Genomic DNA, 14,016 nt, shown 5'->3' with positions numbered 1-14,016 from the left:
TTCAGGGCCGACGGGGTGGCGTGATTCGATTGGCGGATGCGCAACCTGACCGACAACGCGAAGTCCGCCGGCGTGGCGATCGCGATCGTCTCCGCTTTCTGCTTCGGCGGTTCCGGACCGTTCGCGAAGCCGCTGATCACTGCGGGGTTCACCCCGCTGCAGGTGGCTTGGCTGAGGTTGGCCGGGGGCGCGCTGCTGATGCTCCCGTTCGTGATCCGCTACGCGCCGGCCGTGCGCCGGGTGCCGAAGCTGCTCGTCGGGTACGGCCTGTTCGCCATCGCCGGGGTGCAGGTCTTCTACTTCGCCGCGATCGCCACCGTGCCGGTCGGGGTGGCGCTGCTGATCGAATTCCTCGGCCCGGTGATGGTGCTGGGCTGGATCCGGTTCGTCCGCCGGAAGCCGGTGACCCGCTCGGCGGCCATCGGCGTGGCCGTCGCGATGGTCGGCCTGGGGTGCGTGGTGGAGCTGTGGTCGGGGTTGAGCTTCGACCCGATCGGCCTGCTGCTCGCGCTGGGCGCGGCGGGCTGCCAGACCACCTACTTCCTGTTGTCGGACAGCGGGCCCGAGGTCAACCCGCTCGCCCTCGCGGGCTTCGGGCTGCTGCTGGGTGCCGGGATCGTCACGCTGCTCGCGCAGCCGTGGGAGCTGGACTGGGCGCTGCTGCTCGGCCAGGTCCAGCTGGCCGGGCACGAGTTCCCCGCGCTGTTCGCGGTCGGCTGGATCGTCGTGCTGAGCACGGTCCTGGCGTACCTGACCGGGATCATCGCGGTGCGCCGCCTGTCGCCGCAGGTGGCAGGTGCGGTCGCGTTCCTGGAGCCGGTGATCGCCACGGTGCTGGCGTGGGCGCTGCTCGCCGAGGCGTTGGGGCCGATCCAGCTGGTCGGTGGGGCGCTGATCCTCGCTGGCGCGTTCATCGCGCAGCGTGCGGCACCGGCGAAGACCCAGGGGTCCGAGCTCGCGGGAGTTTAGGTCGGGGCGCGTTGCGGGTCAGGCCGTGCGGATGGCCGACTTCACCAGGTGGATCAACAAGGTCTCGATGAGGGCGATGGCCACGCTGGTGAGGATGGTGGTGAGGAACTGGGGCATCGGTCTGCTTTCTCCAACGTTGCTCCGTTGTTACGCCCCGACTGTGCGCCGACCGGGTTAGCCGTTGTTGCGCGGAAGATGACGCGCAGGTGAATCGAGTCAGAACAGTGCAGGTCAGGAGGTTGTTGTTGACCACTTCTGCCACAGCAGTACCGCCAGTGTCGCGGCGATCGAAGTGCCGAGCGCGATGAACCAGTGGTGCGGCAGGAGCGGCTGCCGAAGAACTAGCTGACACCGGGGATGTGCACCAGCCCTACGAGGAACAGCGCTGATCCCACGCCGGCGAGGAGGACCAGCGGTGTGCGGCCGCGCACCGCAAGCGTCTGCGCCAGTCGCGCGGCCACCACCGCGACCAGGCCGGTGGTGCGGGCCTGGTCGCGGTGGACAGCGGCCGGGCCGGCATCCAGGCGAGTCCCGCTGGCCCGGCGGTGGCCGCACCGCGATCGCGATCACCGGCATGATGTCGGTGAGCAGGTTGACCACCAGCAGTTGACGGGCGTTGAGCGAGGCGCTGGCGCTGACACGTGATTTCGCCAGCTGGTGCACCGGCCGAGCACGACCTCGGGCGCCCCTTTGACCGACAGCAGCCGGCGGATCTGCACTGTGTGGAAACCGCGCGAGGGTTCGGACGGCAACTCGGCCACCACAGTTCCATCCGCCGCGACGCCTGCCGCGCGGGCTCCGTCGAGCAATGGCCCGGTCGGTGAGGTGTGGCAGCGGATGCTCGTCGTTCTGGCGGGGCGTGGCCCGCACCCCGGCGGCCACGATCTCCCGGGCTCAACACATCGGCGCTCCACAGCTGTGTGTCCGCTTTGGACAGTCCAATGCCGACGTCCGCGGCGGCCAGTGCGGAGTGCGCGCGGTCCGACACGACCGCCACGACGGCAGCGTCAGTCGCCGCACCGAGTGAGCCAGGTTGTTGCCGCCGGCACCGAGCCGATCAAGCGGCAATCGCCGATCCAGTCGGCTGCCGATCCCAGCCACCACTGCCGATCCGTTGGCGCGCGCGGCCTCCACCAGCGCCTCCGCCAGCGGATCGAGTTCTCCGGCGACGGTCACCAGGGCGACCATCGCGCTCTACGTGGTGCAGGGCCAATACCGTTGCGCCGCGCGAGGATTCGGCCTCGGCGATGTGGCGGACGGCGTCCGGACGGCTCTTCGCGCCCGGCAGCGGCGCGGTCGACCACTCGCCGCGGACCTGCTCGGCCAACGGGTCCCGGGGGATCGACGAGTTCGCTGGTGTGGGCCAGGTGGCTGCGGTGGCGGCCAACCCACACCCGGCGATCGACCGGGGAGGCAGCCACCGTGCGGGCCGCGCGAACCACTGGCGCAACAACCTCCGCGGCCCTCGACAGGAGCCAACCCAGCGGCGGCATCGGGATCCTTCGCGATCAGGCCTCGCTGATCTCTTTGTGCATGCTGCGCTGGACGAGTGCGTTTCCGATGCCGATCGCCGCGGCTACCGGCCACTCGATCAGGCTGAACGCGGCGGCTGCGGTCAGCCCACCGTAGAACAACGCCTGGTCGCGGGAGGGCAGCTGACCGCGCACGGTCTCGACAGCGGACGCCAGTTCCTTGCGGCCGGGAATCCCAGGGAGCTCGGGCAGCTGGACCTTGGTGGTGTGGAGCTCCGCCGTGACGTAGGGCAGGGTGATCGCCGTGCCGCCACGCTCCCGGCTGGGCTTGGTCGCGGGCTGCCTGCGTGTGCGCTGCGAACCCGAGCTCGTCGATGAGGTGCTCGAGCTTGTAGTGGTGGCCATTGGGACCCCCCTCTTCCGGGACTGCAACCAATTAAGGCTACGCCGAACGTCAGATTCCTACTAAGCTGTTCGATCCTGTTGAAGTACCCCGACCGGCGCAGATTAATCTCGGAGGCCGTGCGCTCAGGCGGCGGAAACGTGGTCGCGCACCGCCAGCCGGTAGCGGCGGGCCATCAGGTCGATCACGTCCGGGTGCGCGCCGATCGGCTCCGCGACGCCGGCCGCCGGCAGCTCCGCGAGCCGGCGGTGGAACAGCCCTGGTGCCAGCAGGTACGGAGCGATGTAGTCCGCCGGGCCGCAGACGTCGGCGGTCGCGGGCGAGGCGGTAGTGACGTAGCTCGGGGTCAACCACCGGCCGACGCGGCGGCCGAGCATCCGCGCTGCGGCGCGCACGTCGGACAGCGCTCGCTCGTCCGACGACCCGGCCGCCGCGAACACGACCCGGTCCCCGGGTTGCCAACCGGCGGCGACCAGCCGCCGCAGCATCGCCTCGATGATCTCCGAGGCCGGCCCGAGCGGGGCGCTGACCACCACGTCCTCGCGCCCGCTGGCGGCGATCTGCTCCGGTAGGTCGGTGCGCACGTGGTAACCGGCCGCGAGGAACGCGGGCAGCGCGACCACCGGTCCGTCGACCTCGCTCAGGGCCGCTGCGACGGTCGGGCCGATGACGTCCACGTACGCAACGTGCACCGGCACCCGTAGGCGGTCGGCCGCAGCACCGGCGAGGCGTTCGACCACCCGCGGCCCGGCGGGATCGCGGGTGCCGTGGGCGACCAACAGCAGCGGGGGAGTCAGGGTTGCGGATCGACGCATCGCGGGGCATCCCTCATCGGTTCCAGCGGAAGTCGGTATCCGCGCTTGATCACGGTCTGCACCAGCTCGGGCGCGCCCAGCGCGGCCCGCAACCGGGCGACGGCCTGTTCCACGGCGTGCTCATCGGGCACATTCCCGGCGCCGCTGAGCGCCTCGGCCAGGCTGCGCCGCGAGATCACCCGACCAGGCCGCTCCGCGAGCGTCTGGAGCAGCGTTTTGCCCTGCGGAGAAAGCGGTTTCACCACTCCGTCGACGACCGCGGCGTGCCCGCGGACCTGGAGTTCCCGGCCGTTGACCGGCAACATCGGCGAGCGGCTCGGCAGCGCGTCGCACAGCGAGCGCACCAGCGCGCCGATGCGGAACCGCTGCGGGATCACCGCGGGCACGCCGTGATCGGCCAGCGGGGCATGCGTCACCGGCCCGACGCAGGCGACCAGCACTGGCCCGCGAAGGGCGGCGAGCAGCTCGTCCCGGCAGCGCCGCTGGGCGGCCAGCGACAGCATGCTGGCCGCCGCGGGCGCGCTGGTGAACGTCACCGCGTCGATCTCCCGCGCGCACACCGAGGTCAGCAGGCCGTCCAGCGCGGTGATGTCGGCGGGCGCGGTCCACCGGTACACCGGGATCTCGATGACCTTCGCACCCGCGCAGTGCAGCGCCTCGACGAAGTCCGGCAGCGGCCGGCCGTGCAGCTGCACCGCGACCCGAACACCGGCCAGCGGCTGGTCGAGCAGGTGTTCCAGCAGCTCCGCGGAGGACTCCGAGGTAGGCGACCACGAATCGGGCAGCCCGGCGGCGCGGACCGCACCGCGCGCCTTCGGCCCGCGGGCCAGCAGCCGCGCGGGGCGCAACGCCTCGAGCAGCTCGGTGCCCATGCCCCAGCCCTCGGCCGCCTCGATCCAGCCCCGGAAGCCGATGCCGGTAGTCGCCACGACCACGTCCGGCGGGTCGGTGATGCAGTCGTGGCTCGCCCGGCGCAGCTCGGTGTCGTCGGCCAGCGGGAGGATCCGCAGCGCGGGGCCGTGCACGACCCGCGCGCCGCGGCGCTCCAGCAGGGAACCGAGCTCGTCGGCCCGCCGCGCCGCGGTCACGGCGACGGTGTAACCAGCGAGTTCGTCGGTCAAGGGACAGCGACCTCCACCACGTCGGCCCGGCGGCGCACCGGATACACCGGCAGCCGCGCGTCCGGGTCGTCCAGGCACTGCCCGGTCCGCAACGAGAAGACCTGCTTGAGCATCGGCGAGGCGACCGTGGGCTCGCCGTCGCGGTCGCCGACGATGCCGCGGCTCATCACGCCGGCCCCGCAGAACGGGTCCACGTTGCCGACCGCGAACAGCTCGTCGTCGCGGGTGCGGAACAGCGCCACCGGGTGGTTCCGGATCAGCGCGGGCAGCCCGTACTCGGGCGGCAGCAGGTCGAGTTCGCAGATCTGTTGCCAGTTCATGTGAGCACCTCCTGGTTCGGGATGGCGGGCATCGGCAGGGAGACCGGGCCCGGCCGGATCTGGCCGCGCTCCTGGACGAAGCGGATCGCCGGGTCCGGCGCGTCGGGGGCGTTGACGAAGGACACGAAGTGGGCGAGCTTGCCGGGATCGGCCAGCACCCCGGCCCACTCGTCGGAGTAGTTGTCGACGTGGTGCTGCATCGTGGCTTCCAGTTCGGCGCCGATGCCGAGGGAGTCCTCGACGACCACCTCCCGCAGGTGGTCGAGCCCGCCGTCCAGCGACTCCAGCCACGCCGAGGTGCGCTGCAGCCGGTCGGCGGTGCGCACGTAGAACATCAGGAACCGGTCGACGAGGCTGATCAGCTGCTCGTCGTCGAGGTCGGCGGCCAGCAGTTCGGCGTGCCGCGGGGTGAAGCCGCCGTTGCCGCCGACGTAGAGGTTCCAGCCCTTGTCGGTGGCGATCACGCCGAAGTCCTTGCCGCGCGCCTCGGCGCATTCGCGGGCGCAGCCGGACACCCCGGCCTTGATCTTGTGCGGGGCCCGCAGGCCCCGGTACCGCAGCTCCAGCCGGATGGCCATGCTCACCGAGTCCTGCACGCCGTAGCGGCACCAGTCGTTGCCGACGCAGGACTTCACGGTGCGCAGCGCCTTGCCGTAGGCGTGGCCGGATTCGAACCCGGCGTCGACCAGCCGCCGCCAGATCAGCGGCAGCTGCTCCACCCGGGCCCCGAACAGGTCGATGCGCTGCCCACCGGTGATCTTGGTGTAGAGGCCGAACTCCTTGGCGAGCTCGCCGAGCACGATCAGCTTCTCCGGGGTGATCTCGCCGCCGGGCACCCGGGGCACCACCGAGTACGTGCCGTTGCGCTGCATGTTGGCCAGGAACCGGTCGTTGGTGTCCTGCAGCCCGGCCTGCTCGCCGTCGAGGATGTGGCCGTGGCCGAGGCTGGCGAGGATGGACGCGACCGCGGGCTTGCAGATGTCGCAGCCGCGGCCGGTGCCGTGCTTGCCGATCAGCTCGGAGAACGAGCCGATCCCGGTAGCCTGGACGATCTCGAACAGTTCCGTGCGGGACTGCGGGAAGTGCTCGCACAGCGCCTTGGAGGTGCTGACGCCGCACTCGGCCAGCAGGTTCTTCAGCATCGGCACGCACGAACCGCAGCTGGTGCCGGCCTTGGTGCAGCCCTTGATGCCGGGCACGTCGGTGAGCCCCTGCCCGGTGATCGCCGTGGTGATGTCCTCTTTGGACACGTTGTTGCACGAGCACACCGTCGCGTCGGCGGGCAGCGCGCCGGCGTCGATGCCGGAACCCGCGGGCAGCAGCAGTTGTTCCGGCGGGGCGGGCAGTTCGCGGTCGATCAGCGGCCGCAGCACCGAGTAGGCGCTGGCGTCGCCGACCAGCACGCCACCGAGCAGGATCCGCGCGTCGTCGCTGAGCACGAGCTTGGCGTAGGTCCCGGCGGCGTTGTTGGCGTAGACGACCTCCAGGGCTCCTTCGGTCTGCCCGTGGGCGTCGCCGAAGCTGGCGACGTCGACGCCGAGCAGCTTGAGCTTGGTGGACAGGTCCGCGCCGGGGAAGGCCCCCTCGCCGAGGGAGAGGAGTTGCTCGGCGACGCCCTCGGCCATGCTGTAGCCGGGCGCGACCAAGCCGTAGCAGCGGCCGTCCACCGCGGCGCATTCGCCGATGGCCCAGATGTTCTCGGCGCTGGTGCGGCAGCCTTCGTCGACCAGGAAACCGCCGCGCTCCGCGCGCTCCAACCCGGCGAGTTGGGCGAGCTCGTCGCGCGGCCGGACCCCGGCGGAGAACACCACCACGCCGGTGTCGATCACGGTGCCGTCGGCCAGCGTCACGCTGCGGACGCGGTCCTCGCCGTCGATGGACTTCGTGGCGGCGCCGCAGTGGATCGTCAGGCCGAGGTCTCCGACCAACCGGCTGAGAACCTGACCGCCGCCCTCGTCGACCTGCAACGGCATCAGCCGCGGGGCCATCTCCACGACGTGCGCGCGCATGCCCAGCAGCCGCAGCGCGTTGGCGGCCTCCAGGCCGAGCAGGCCGCCGCCGATGACGACGCCGGGCTCGCCCTCGGTCGCGGCGGCGCGGATGTCGTCGAGATCCTCGATGGTGCGGTAGACGAAGCAGCCGTCGAGGTCGTGGCCGGGCACCGGCGGAACGAACGGCCGCGAACCGGTGGCCAGCACCAGCGCGTCGTAGGGCAGCCCTGAACCATCCGATGTGGACACCGTGCGGGCGGTGCGGTCGATGCCGGTCGCGGCCGTGTTCAGCCGCAGGTCGACCATCGGGTCGTCCAGCAGCTCGTGGCTGGCCAGACTGAGGTCCTCGGCGCTCTTGCCGTCCAGGTAGGACGACAGCGCCACCCGGTCGTAGGCGGCCCGGGGCTCCTCGCCGAGGACGACGATCCGCCAGGTGTTGTCCGCGTCGCGCTCCCGGAGCGTTTCGACGAGCCGGTGTCCGACCATCCCGTGGCCGACGACGACAAGCGTGCGGGTCATGCCGCGCCCTCCTTCTGGTGTTCGATGCGGTCGGCCAGCGCGCCGCAGATGCGGCCGACGTCGTCGACGCAGCCTCCGCAGCCGGTGGTCGCCCGCGTTGCCCTGGCCAGCTCGGGCACCGAACGGGCGCCGCCTTGCCAGGCGGCGGTCAGGGACTTCTTGGTGACGTTGTTGCAGCGGCAGATCACCGCGTCTTCGGGCAGCTCGACAGGTGTGCCGGACACCGCGGCCGGGGTGCCCAGCAGCAGCGCGAGGCGGTCGCTGGGCACCGGCAGGTCGCGGTCGTGCAGCTGGCTGACCGACGCGATCGCCTCCGGGAAGCCGAACAGCACCGCGCCGGTGATCCGCTCGTCCCGCAGCGCGAGCTTCGCGTAGCGACCGCGGGCCGGGTCCGACAGCGTCACGACCTCGGCGTCCGCGCTCTTGAGGCAGTCGACCGAGCCGATCGAGACGAGGTCGATGCCGCGGGCCTTGAGCCGGGTGACGCTGCGGGTGCCGCGGTAGCGGGCGTCGCCGCCGGTGAGCAGCACTGCCAGCGCGTCGGCCTGTTCCCAGGCCGAAGAGATCAGGCCGGGCGTGTCGCCGTCGTGCTCGGCGCAGTCGCCGATGGCGTGAATCCGCGGATCGCTGGTGCGTAACTGGTCGTCGACGACGATCCCGCGCTGCACCGGCAACCCGGCCCGCACCGCCAGTCCGGTCTCAGCGGTCACCCCGGTGCACGCCACGACCAGGCTGGCCGGCACGACGTCGCTGCTGTCCAGGATGAGCCGACCGCGCCGGTAGGCGATCGCCCGGCGGCCCAGGTGCAGGTCCACGCCGAGCTTTCCGAGCCGCTCGGCGAGCAACCGCCCACCGGGCTCGTCGAGCTGCCGGTGCATCAGGTGCGGATTCGGGTGCACCAGCGTCACGTCGTGGCCGCGGGCCAGCAGGGCCCGCGCCGCCTCGACACCGAGGATTCCACCGCCCAGCACCGCGACCGGGCCCGTGGCGGAGCCGATGCGTGCGCAGTCGGCGAGCGTGCGCAACGGCTGGAGGCGATCTCCGCCCAAACCGGTGATTTCCGGCATCCTCGGCCGCGAGCCAGTGGCCAGCACAAGGACGTCGTACGGGTGTTCGTCACCGGCATCGGTGCGCACCACGCGCCGGGCGCGGTCGATGTCGGTGGCGGTGACCCGCAGGCGCACCTCGGCGTCCAAAGCGGGCAGTGCCACAGTGGACGGAGTCAGCGTGCGGTCCAGCACCGCGCCGAGCAGGACCCGGTTGTAGGCGGGGTGTTCCTCGCGGCCCAGCACCGTGATCGGGCCGGTGTGGTCGTGCGCGCGCAGCCGCTCGACCAGCCGGTGCGCGGCGGGCCCGTTGCCGACGATAACCATGCGGCTCATCGGGCGTGAACCTCCTCGGCGGGTTCGATCCGGACGGCGCTGACCTTGAACTCCGGCATCCGGCTGCGCGGGTCCAGCGCGTCGCCGGTGAGCAGGTTCGCCCGCGCCGCGCCGGGGAAGTGGAACGGCAGGAACACGGTGTCGGTGCGCATCGTGGCGACCACCCGCACGCGCGCCAGCGCGCTGCCGCGCGGGGATGTCACCTTGGCCATGGCCCCGTCGGCGAGACCGGCACGGTCGGCGGTGTCCGGGTGAATCTCGACGAATGCCTCGGGCGACGCCTCGTTGAGCTCGGCGACCCGACGCGTCTGCGCCCCGGACTGGTACTGGGCCAGCACGCGACCGGTGGTGGCGGTCAGCGGGAACGCTTCCTGCGGCGTTTCGGCCGGATCGCGGTGGTCCACGGCGGCGAACCGGGCCAGCCCATCGGGATGCGCGAACCCGTCGAGGAACAACCGCGGCGTGCCGGGATGTTCCGGGTGCGGGCACGGCCAGTGCAGGGCCTCGCCGGCGTCGAGGCGGTCGTAGGTGATCCCGGCGTAGTCGGCCTTGCCGCCGGCCGATGCACGGCGCAGCTCTTCGAAGACCTCGCGAGGGGAGGTGGGGTAGCGGTGGCCGGGCTCGCCGAGCCGGACCGCCAGGCCGTGCAGCACTTCGAGATCGCTGCGCGCATGGCCGGCCGGGACCTGCAATCGGCGGCGCCGCAGGATGCGTCCTTCGAGGTTGGTCATGGTGCCGTCCTCTTCGGCCCACTGCGTCACTGGCAGCACCACATCGGCCAGGCTGCTGGTCTCCGACGGCACGAAATCGGCCACCACCAGCAAGTCCAAAGCGGACAGGCGCTTCCCGATGTGGTCGGCGTTCGGGGCCGAAACCACCGGGTTGGAGCCGAAGACCAGCAGCGCCCGGGGGCCGTCGGCGGTGCCCAGCGCGTCGAGCAGCTCGTACGCGCTGCGCCCCGGGCCTGGCAGCACGTCCGGCAGCACGCCCCAGGTCTCGGCCACGTGCGCCCGCGCGGCCGGATCGGTGATCATCCGGTAACCGGGCAGCTGGTCGGCCTTCTGGCCGTGCTCGCGCCCGCCCTGCCCGTTGCCCTGCCCGGTCAGGCAGCCGTAGCCGCGACCGGGGCGGCCCGGCAGGCCGAGCGCGAGGGCGAGGTTGATGAACCCGGCCACGGTGTCGACGCCCTTGCTGTGCTGCTCGGCGCCGCGACCGGTGAGCACGTAAGCACTTTCGGCCTCGGCGAGCATCCGCACCGCCTGTCGCTGTGCGGTCACCGGAACCCCGGTGATGCGCTCGACGCGCTCCGGCCACCAGGCCGTCGCCCGCTGCCACGCGGCGTCGAAACCGGTGGTCCGGTCCTGGATGTAGGCGGCGTCGGTCCAGCCGTCGACCACCGCGATGTGCAGCAGCCCCAGCACCAGGGCCAGGTCGGTGCCGGGAGCGGGCTGCAGGTTTAGCGCGGCGCTCTCGGCGGTCGCGGTCCGGCGCGGGTCGATGACCACCAGCTGCGCGTCGCGCAGGTGTTGCATCAACGGCGGCATGGTCTCGGCCGGGTTCGCCCCGGCCAGCAGCACCACGTCGGCTCCGCCGAGGTCGGTGACCGGGAACGGCAGCCCCCGGTCGACCCCGAAGGCGGCGTTGCCCGCGGCCGCGGCCGAGGACATGCAGAACCGGCCGTTGTAGTCGATCTGGCTGGTGCCCAGCGCCAGCCGGGCGAACTTGCCGAGCAGGTAGGCTTTCTCGTTGGTCAGCCCGCCGCCGCCGAACACGCCGACCGCGTCCGGTCCGTGCTCGCGCCGGATCCGGTCGATGCCGGCGGCGACGGTGCCCAGCGCGGTGTCCCAGTCGACCGGGGTGAGCTCGCCGCCACGGCGCACCAGCGGGTGCCGCAACCGGTCCGGGACGTCCAGCAGGGCCGGCGCGGTCCAGCCCTTCTGGCACAACCCGCCCCGGTTGACCGGGAAATCCGTCGGCCGCACCGACACCCCGCGCCGTTCCCGCGTGAGCTGGGTACCGCACTGCAGGGCGCAGTAGGGGCAGTGCGTGGCCACGGTCCGAATGTCAGGCACGACCGGCCTCGGCCTTCGACGACTGCTGGGCCGGGAGCGGCTGCGGCGCGGCGGTGTTCTTGAGCGCCCCGCGCAGGTACACCGCCCAGGTGACGATGCCGCAAACCACGTAGTAGACGAGGAACGTGGTCAGGGCAGCGTCGCCGTTGGCGGCCTCGCCGCCGTAGGAGGAGCGGAAGGCGAGGTTGATGCCCACGCCGCCGAGCGCGCCGATCGCACCGGCGATGCCGATCACCGCACCGGACATCCGCCGGGCCCGGGCGAAGGCCGCGACGGCCTCACCGCCGTCGGTCACGTCGTCCTCGGCCTCCTTGGCGAAGATCGCCGGGATCATCTTGTAGGTCGAGCCGTTGCCGATGCCGGTCAGCACGAACAGCACGATGAACGCCGCGACGTAGAGCGTGAAGGAGCCCTGCGACGACGCGAACAGCAGAGCCCCGGTGCCCGCGGTCATGCCGACGAAGGCCCAGAGCGTGACCCGGGCACCGCCCAGGTGGTCGGAGAGCCAGCCCCCGAACGGCCGGGAGATCGAGCCCATCAACGGGCCGAGGAACGTCCAGCTCGCGGCCTGCAGCGGGGTGAAGTCGAACTCGGTCTGCAGCACCAGGCCGAAGGCGAAGCTGTAGCCGATGAACGAGCCGAACGTTCCGATGTAGAGGAACGAGATCCACCACGTGTGCTTGTTCGCGGCGGCCTCCCGCAACGCACCGGGGCGGGCCCGCACCGCGTCCACGTTGTCCATGAACAGCGCCGCGCACAGGGCGGCGACCACGATCAGCGGCAGGTAGATCGCCGCCACGTAGGACGGGTGGGTGTTGCCGGCGGTGGCGATCACCAGCAGGCCGACCAACTGGATCGCCGCCACGCCGAGGTTGCCGCCGCCGGCGTTGAGCCCCAGCGCCCAGCCTTGGTGGCGCTGCGGGAAGAAGGTCGTAATGTTCGTCATCGACGAGGCGAAGTTGCCGCCGCCGACCCCGGCCGCGGCGCCGATCAGCATGAACACCCACAGCGGCGTGCCCGGCTGCTGCACGAAGTAGAACGCCAGTCCGGTCGGCACCAGCAGGACCGCCGAGCTGAAGATCGTCCAGTTGCGGCCGCCGAAGCGGGTCACCGCCGCGGCGTAGGGCAGCCGCAGCACCGCGCCCACCAGGTTCGGGGTGACGACCAGCAGGAACTTCTCCGCCGCGGTGAACGGCAGGCCGATGCCCGGGGACATGAACAGCACCAGCACCGACCAGATGCTCCAGATGGAGAAGCCGATGTGCTCCGACAGGATCGAGAAGATCAGGTTCCGGCGCGCCACCCGCTTGCCGGTGGACTCCCAGAACCGCTCGTCCTCCGGGTCCCAGCCCTCGATCCAGTGGCCTCTGCCGGCCAGAGCTCTCGTGGTCAACTCGACTCCTAATCAGTTCTGGGAGTGAGCCATCCGGCAAACTCCTGGTGGTAGCCGGCCGGCAGGTGAGCACTCTTGCCTTCTGGACTTCGAGTCCTGACGAGAGACAGTGCCCCTGCCGGTAGGCCGGGAGAGTTGATCGCTGCTGGGATGTCGTGCCCACCCGCTGGCGGTGTGAGCACTGCTTGATTAGGTCGCTGAGAGTTCTCCCGCTGGCTGCACGTAGGTGATCGACAGGGTGATCGGGTTCGAGAGCGGGAGGACCGTTGCGACTGTTCGTGGGTGATGACTGGGCCGAGGATCATCACGACATCGAGCTGATGGACACCTCGGGGCGGCGGCTGGCCAAAGCGCGGCTGCCCGAGGGCGTGGTCGGCATGGCCCGGCTGCACGCGATGATCGGCAACCAGGTCGGCGAGGAACCCGACGAGGACGTGGAGGTGGTGATCGGGATCGAGACCGACCGGGGCCCCTGGGTCGCGGCGCTGGTCGCGGCCGGCTACACGGTGATGGCGGTCAATCCGTTGCAGGCAGCGGAATTCCGGCGCCGGCTGGGGGTCTCTGGGGCCAAAAGCGACGCCGGTGACGCACACGTGCTGGCCGACATGGTCCGCACCCACTCCCACGAGCTGCGCCCCGTCGCGGGCGACTCCGCCGAGGCCGAGGCGATCAAGGTCGTGGCCCGCATCCACAAAACCCTGATCTGGGAACGCACCCGGCACACCCAGCGGCTGCGCCACGCCCTGCGGGACTACTTCCCGGCCGCGTTGGTCGCGTTCGAGGACCTCGACGCCGCCGACACTCTGGAGCTGCTGGCCAAAGCCCCGATCCCGGCGAAGGCCGCCCGGTTGACGCTTCCGCAGATCAGCGCCGCGCTCAAGCGTGCTCGCCGCCGCGACATCGCGGAGAAGGCGACCGCGATCCAGGCCGCGCTGCGCGCCGAGCATCTGGGCCGGCCCGAGGTCGTGGCCGACGCCTACGCCGCCTCCATCCAGGCGCTGATCGCCGTGTTGACCGTGCTCAACACCCAGATCACGGCCCTGCAAGGGCAGGTGCAGGTCCATTTTGGGCAGCACCCGGCCGCTGAGATCATCCTCTCCCAGCCCGGACTGGGCGTGGTGTGCGGTGCCCGGGTGCTCGCCGAGTTCGGGGACGACCCCCACCGCTACGCCTGCGCCAAAGCCCGCAAGAACTAGGCGGGCACGTCCCCGATCACCCTCGCGTCGGGCAAGAAGAAAGTCGCCCTGGCCCGGTTCATCCACAACGACCGGCTCATCGACGCACTGATGACCCAGGCGTTCGCCGCGCTGAAAGCCTCGCCCGGAGCCCGGGCCTACTACGACCGGCAACGAGCCCGCGGCGCCAGCCACAACGCCGCCCTGCGTCAACTCGCCAACCGACTCGTCGGCATCCTCCACGGATGCCTCAAGACCGGCACCCTCTACGACGAGACGACTGCCTGGTCGCATCACGCCGAGAACGTTGCGGCTTGACATTTCAGCTCCTGGGATGTCTCTCGGCGGGTTGCCCCGAACGTAGGAACCGGGTGTTTCATGCGG

General features: G+C 71.3%; 9 protein-coding genes and 1 pseudogene. 2 read left to right on the top strand and 8 right to left on the bottom strand.

Going from position 1 to position 14,016, the window contains the following annotated elements; genetic code table 11:
- Nucleotides 1-36 precede the first annotated feature (36 nt).
- On the top strand, nucleotides 37-969 hold the full coding sequence (locus DL519_RS07995; protein WP_190813609.1) for an EamA family transporter: 933 nt from the start codon (nucleotides 37-39) through the stop codon (nucleotides 967-969).
- A gap of 1,508 nt (nucleotides 970-2,477) precedes the next feature.
- On the opposite strand, the gene DL519_RS07990 is transcribed toward DL519_RS07995, so the two are convergent.
- The 8 genes from DL519_RS07990 to DL519_RS07955 all read right to left on the bottom strand — a co-directional run bounded on the left by DL519_RS07990 (nucleotide 2,478) and on the right by DL519_RS07955 (nucleotide 12,457).
- Nucleotides 2,478-2,846, bottom strand: coding sequence for a hypothetical protein (locus DL519_RS07990; RefSeq protein WP_223838552.1), 369 nt, complete (start codon nucleotides 2,844-2,846; stop codon nucleotides 2,478-2,480).
- A gap of 123 nt (nucleotides 2,847-2,969) precedes the next feature.
- Nucleotides 2,970-3,659: a sirohydrochlorin chelatase gene (locus DL519_RS07985; RefSeq protein ID WP_190813607.1), complete on the bottom strand. Its 690-nt coding sequence runs from the start codon at nucleotides 3,657-3,659 to the stop codon at nucleotides 2,970-2,972.
- Complete coding sequence (locus DL519_RS07980) at nucleotides 3,638-4,780, bottom strand: uroporphyrinogen-III synthase (protein ID WP_190813604.1); 1,143 nt, start codon at nucleotides 4,778-4,780, stop codon at nucleotides 3,638-3,640. Before DL519_RS07980 ends, DL519_RS07985 begins: the two co-directional genes overlap by 22 nt.
- Nucleotides 4,777-5,100, bottom strand: a complete 324-nt coding sequence (gene nirD, locus DL519_RS07975; protein ID WP_190813602.1) for a nitrite reductase small subunit NirD — start codon at nucleotides 5,098-5,100, stop codon at nucleotides 4,777-4,779. Before nirD ends, DL519_RS07980 begins: the two co-directional genes overlap by 4 nt.
- Nucleotides 5,097-7,610 carry a nitrite reductase large subunit NirB gene (nirB, locus tag DL519_RS07970; RefSeq protein ID WP_190813600.1) on the bottom strand — a complete coding sequence of 838 codons (2,514 nt, stop codon included), beginning with the start codon at nucleotides 7,608-7,610 and terminating at the stop codon, nucleotides 5,097-5,099. Before nirB ends, nirD begins: the two co-directional genes overlap by 4 nt.
- Nucleotides 7,607-8,992, bottom strand: coding sequence for an FAD-dependent oxidoreductase (locus DL519_RS07965; protein WP_190813598.1), 1,386 nt, complete (start codon nucleotides 8,990-8,992; stop codon nucleotides 7,607-7,609). Before DL519_RS07965 ends, nirB begins: the two co-directional genes overlap by 4 nt.
- A complete protein-coding gene (locus tag DL519_RS07960; RefSeq protein WP_190813596.1) occupies nucleotides 8,989-11,064 on the bottom strand; it encodes a molybdopterin oxidoreductase family protein in 2,076 nt (691 codons plus the stop codon). The genes DL519_RS07965 and DL519_RS07960 overlap by 4 nt, the downstream gene beginning before the upstream one ends.
- Nucleotides 11,057-12,457, bottom strand: coding sequence for a nitrate/nitrite transporter (locus tag DL519_RS07955; RefSeq protein WP_190813594.1), 1,401 nt, complete (start codon nucleotides 12,455-12,457; stop codon nucleotides 11,057-11,059). Before DL519_RS07955 ends, DL519_RS07960 begins: the two co-directional genes overlap by 8 nt.
- Nucleotides 12,458-12,723: 266 nt before the next feature.
- On the opposite strand from DL519_RS07955, the pseudogene DL519_RS07950 reads away from it, so the two are divergent.
- Nucleotides 12,724-13,950: pseudogene (locus tag DL519_RS07950) on the top strand (IS110 family transposase).
- Nucleotides 13,951-14,016 lie beyond the last annotated feature (66 nt).

Origin of the sequence: Saccharopolyspora pogona (assembly GCF_014697215.1) — a bacterium.
GTDB lineage: Bacteria > Actinomycetota > Actinomycetes > Mycobacteriales > Pseudonocardiaceae > Saccharopolyspora > Saccharopolyspora hattusasensis.
The sequence above is the reverse complement of the archived record's forward strand: the minus strand, read 5'-3'. Positions and strand labels throughout refer to the sequence as shown.

What these genes read in the sequence shown, in the direction of transcription:
- DL519_RS07995 (WP_190813609.1), top strand. Translation starts at nt 37, where the DNA reads ATGCGCAACCTGACCGACAACGCGAAGTCCGCCGGCGTGGCGATCGCG.
- DL519_RS07990 (WP_223838552.1), bottom strand. Translation starts at nt 2,846, where the DNA reads ATGGCCACCACTACAAGCTCGAGCACCTCATCGACGAGCTCGGGTTCG.
- DL519_RS07985 (WP_190813607.1), bottom strand. Translation starts at nt 3,659, where the DNA reads ATGCGTCGATCCGCAACCCTGACTCCCCCGCTGCTGTTGGTCGCCCAC.
- nirD (WP_190813602.1), bottom strand. Translation starts at nt 5,100, where the DNA reads ATGAACTGGCAACAGATCTGCGAACTCGACCTGCTGCCGCCCGAGTAC.
- nirB (WP_190813600.1), bottom strand. Translation starts at nt 7,610, where the DNA reads ATGACCCGCACGCTTGTCGTCGTCGGCCACGGGATGGTCGGACACCGG.
- DL519_RS07965 (WP_190813598.1), bottom strand. Translation starts at nt 8,992, where the DNA reads ATGAGCCGCATGGTTATCGTCGGCAACGGGCCCGCCGCGCACCGGCTG.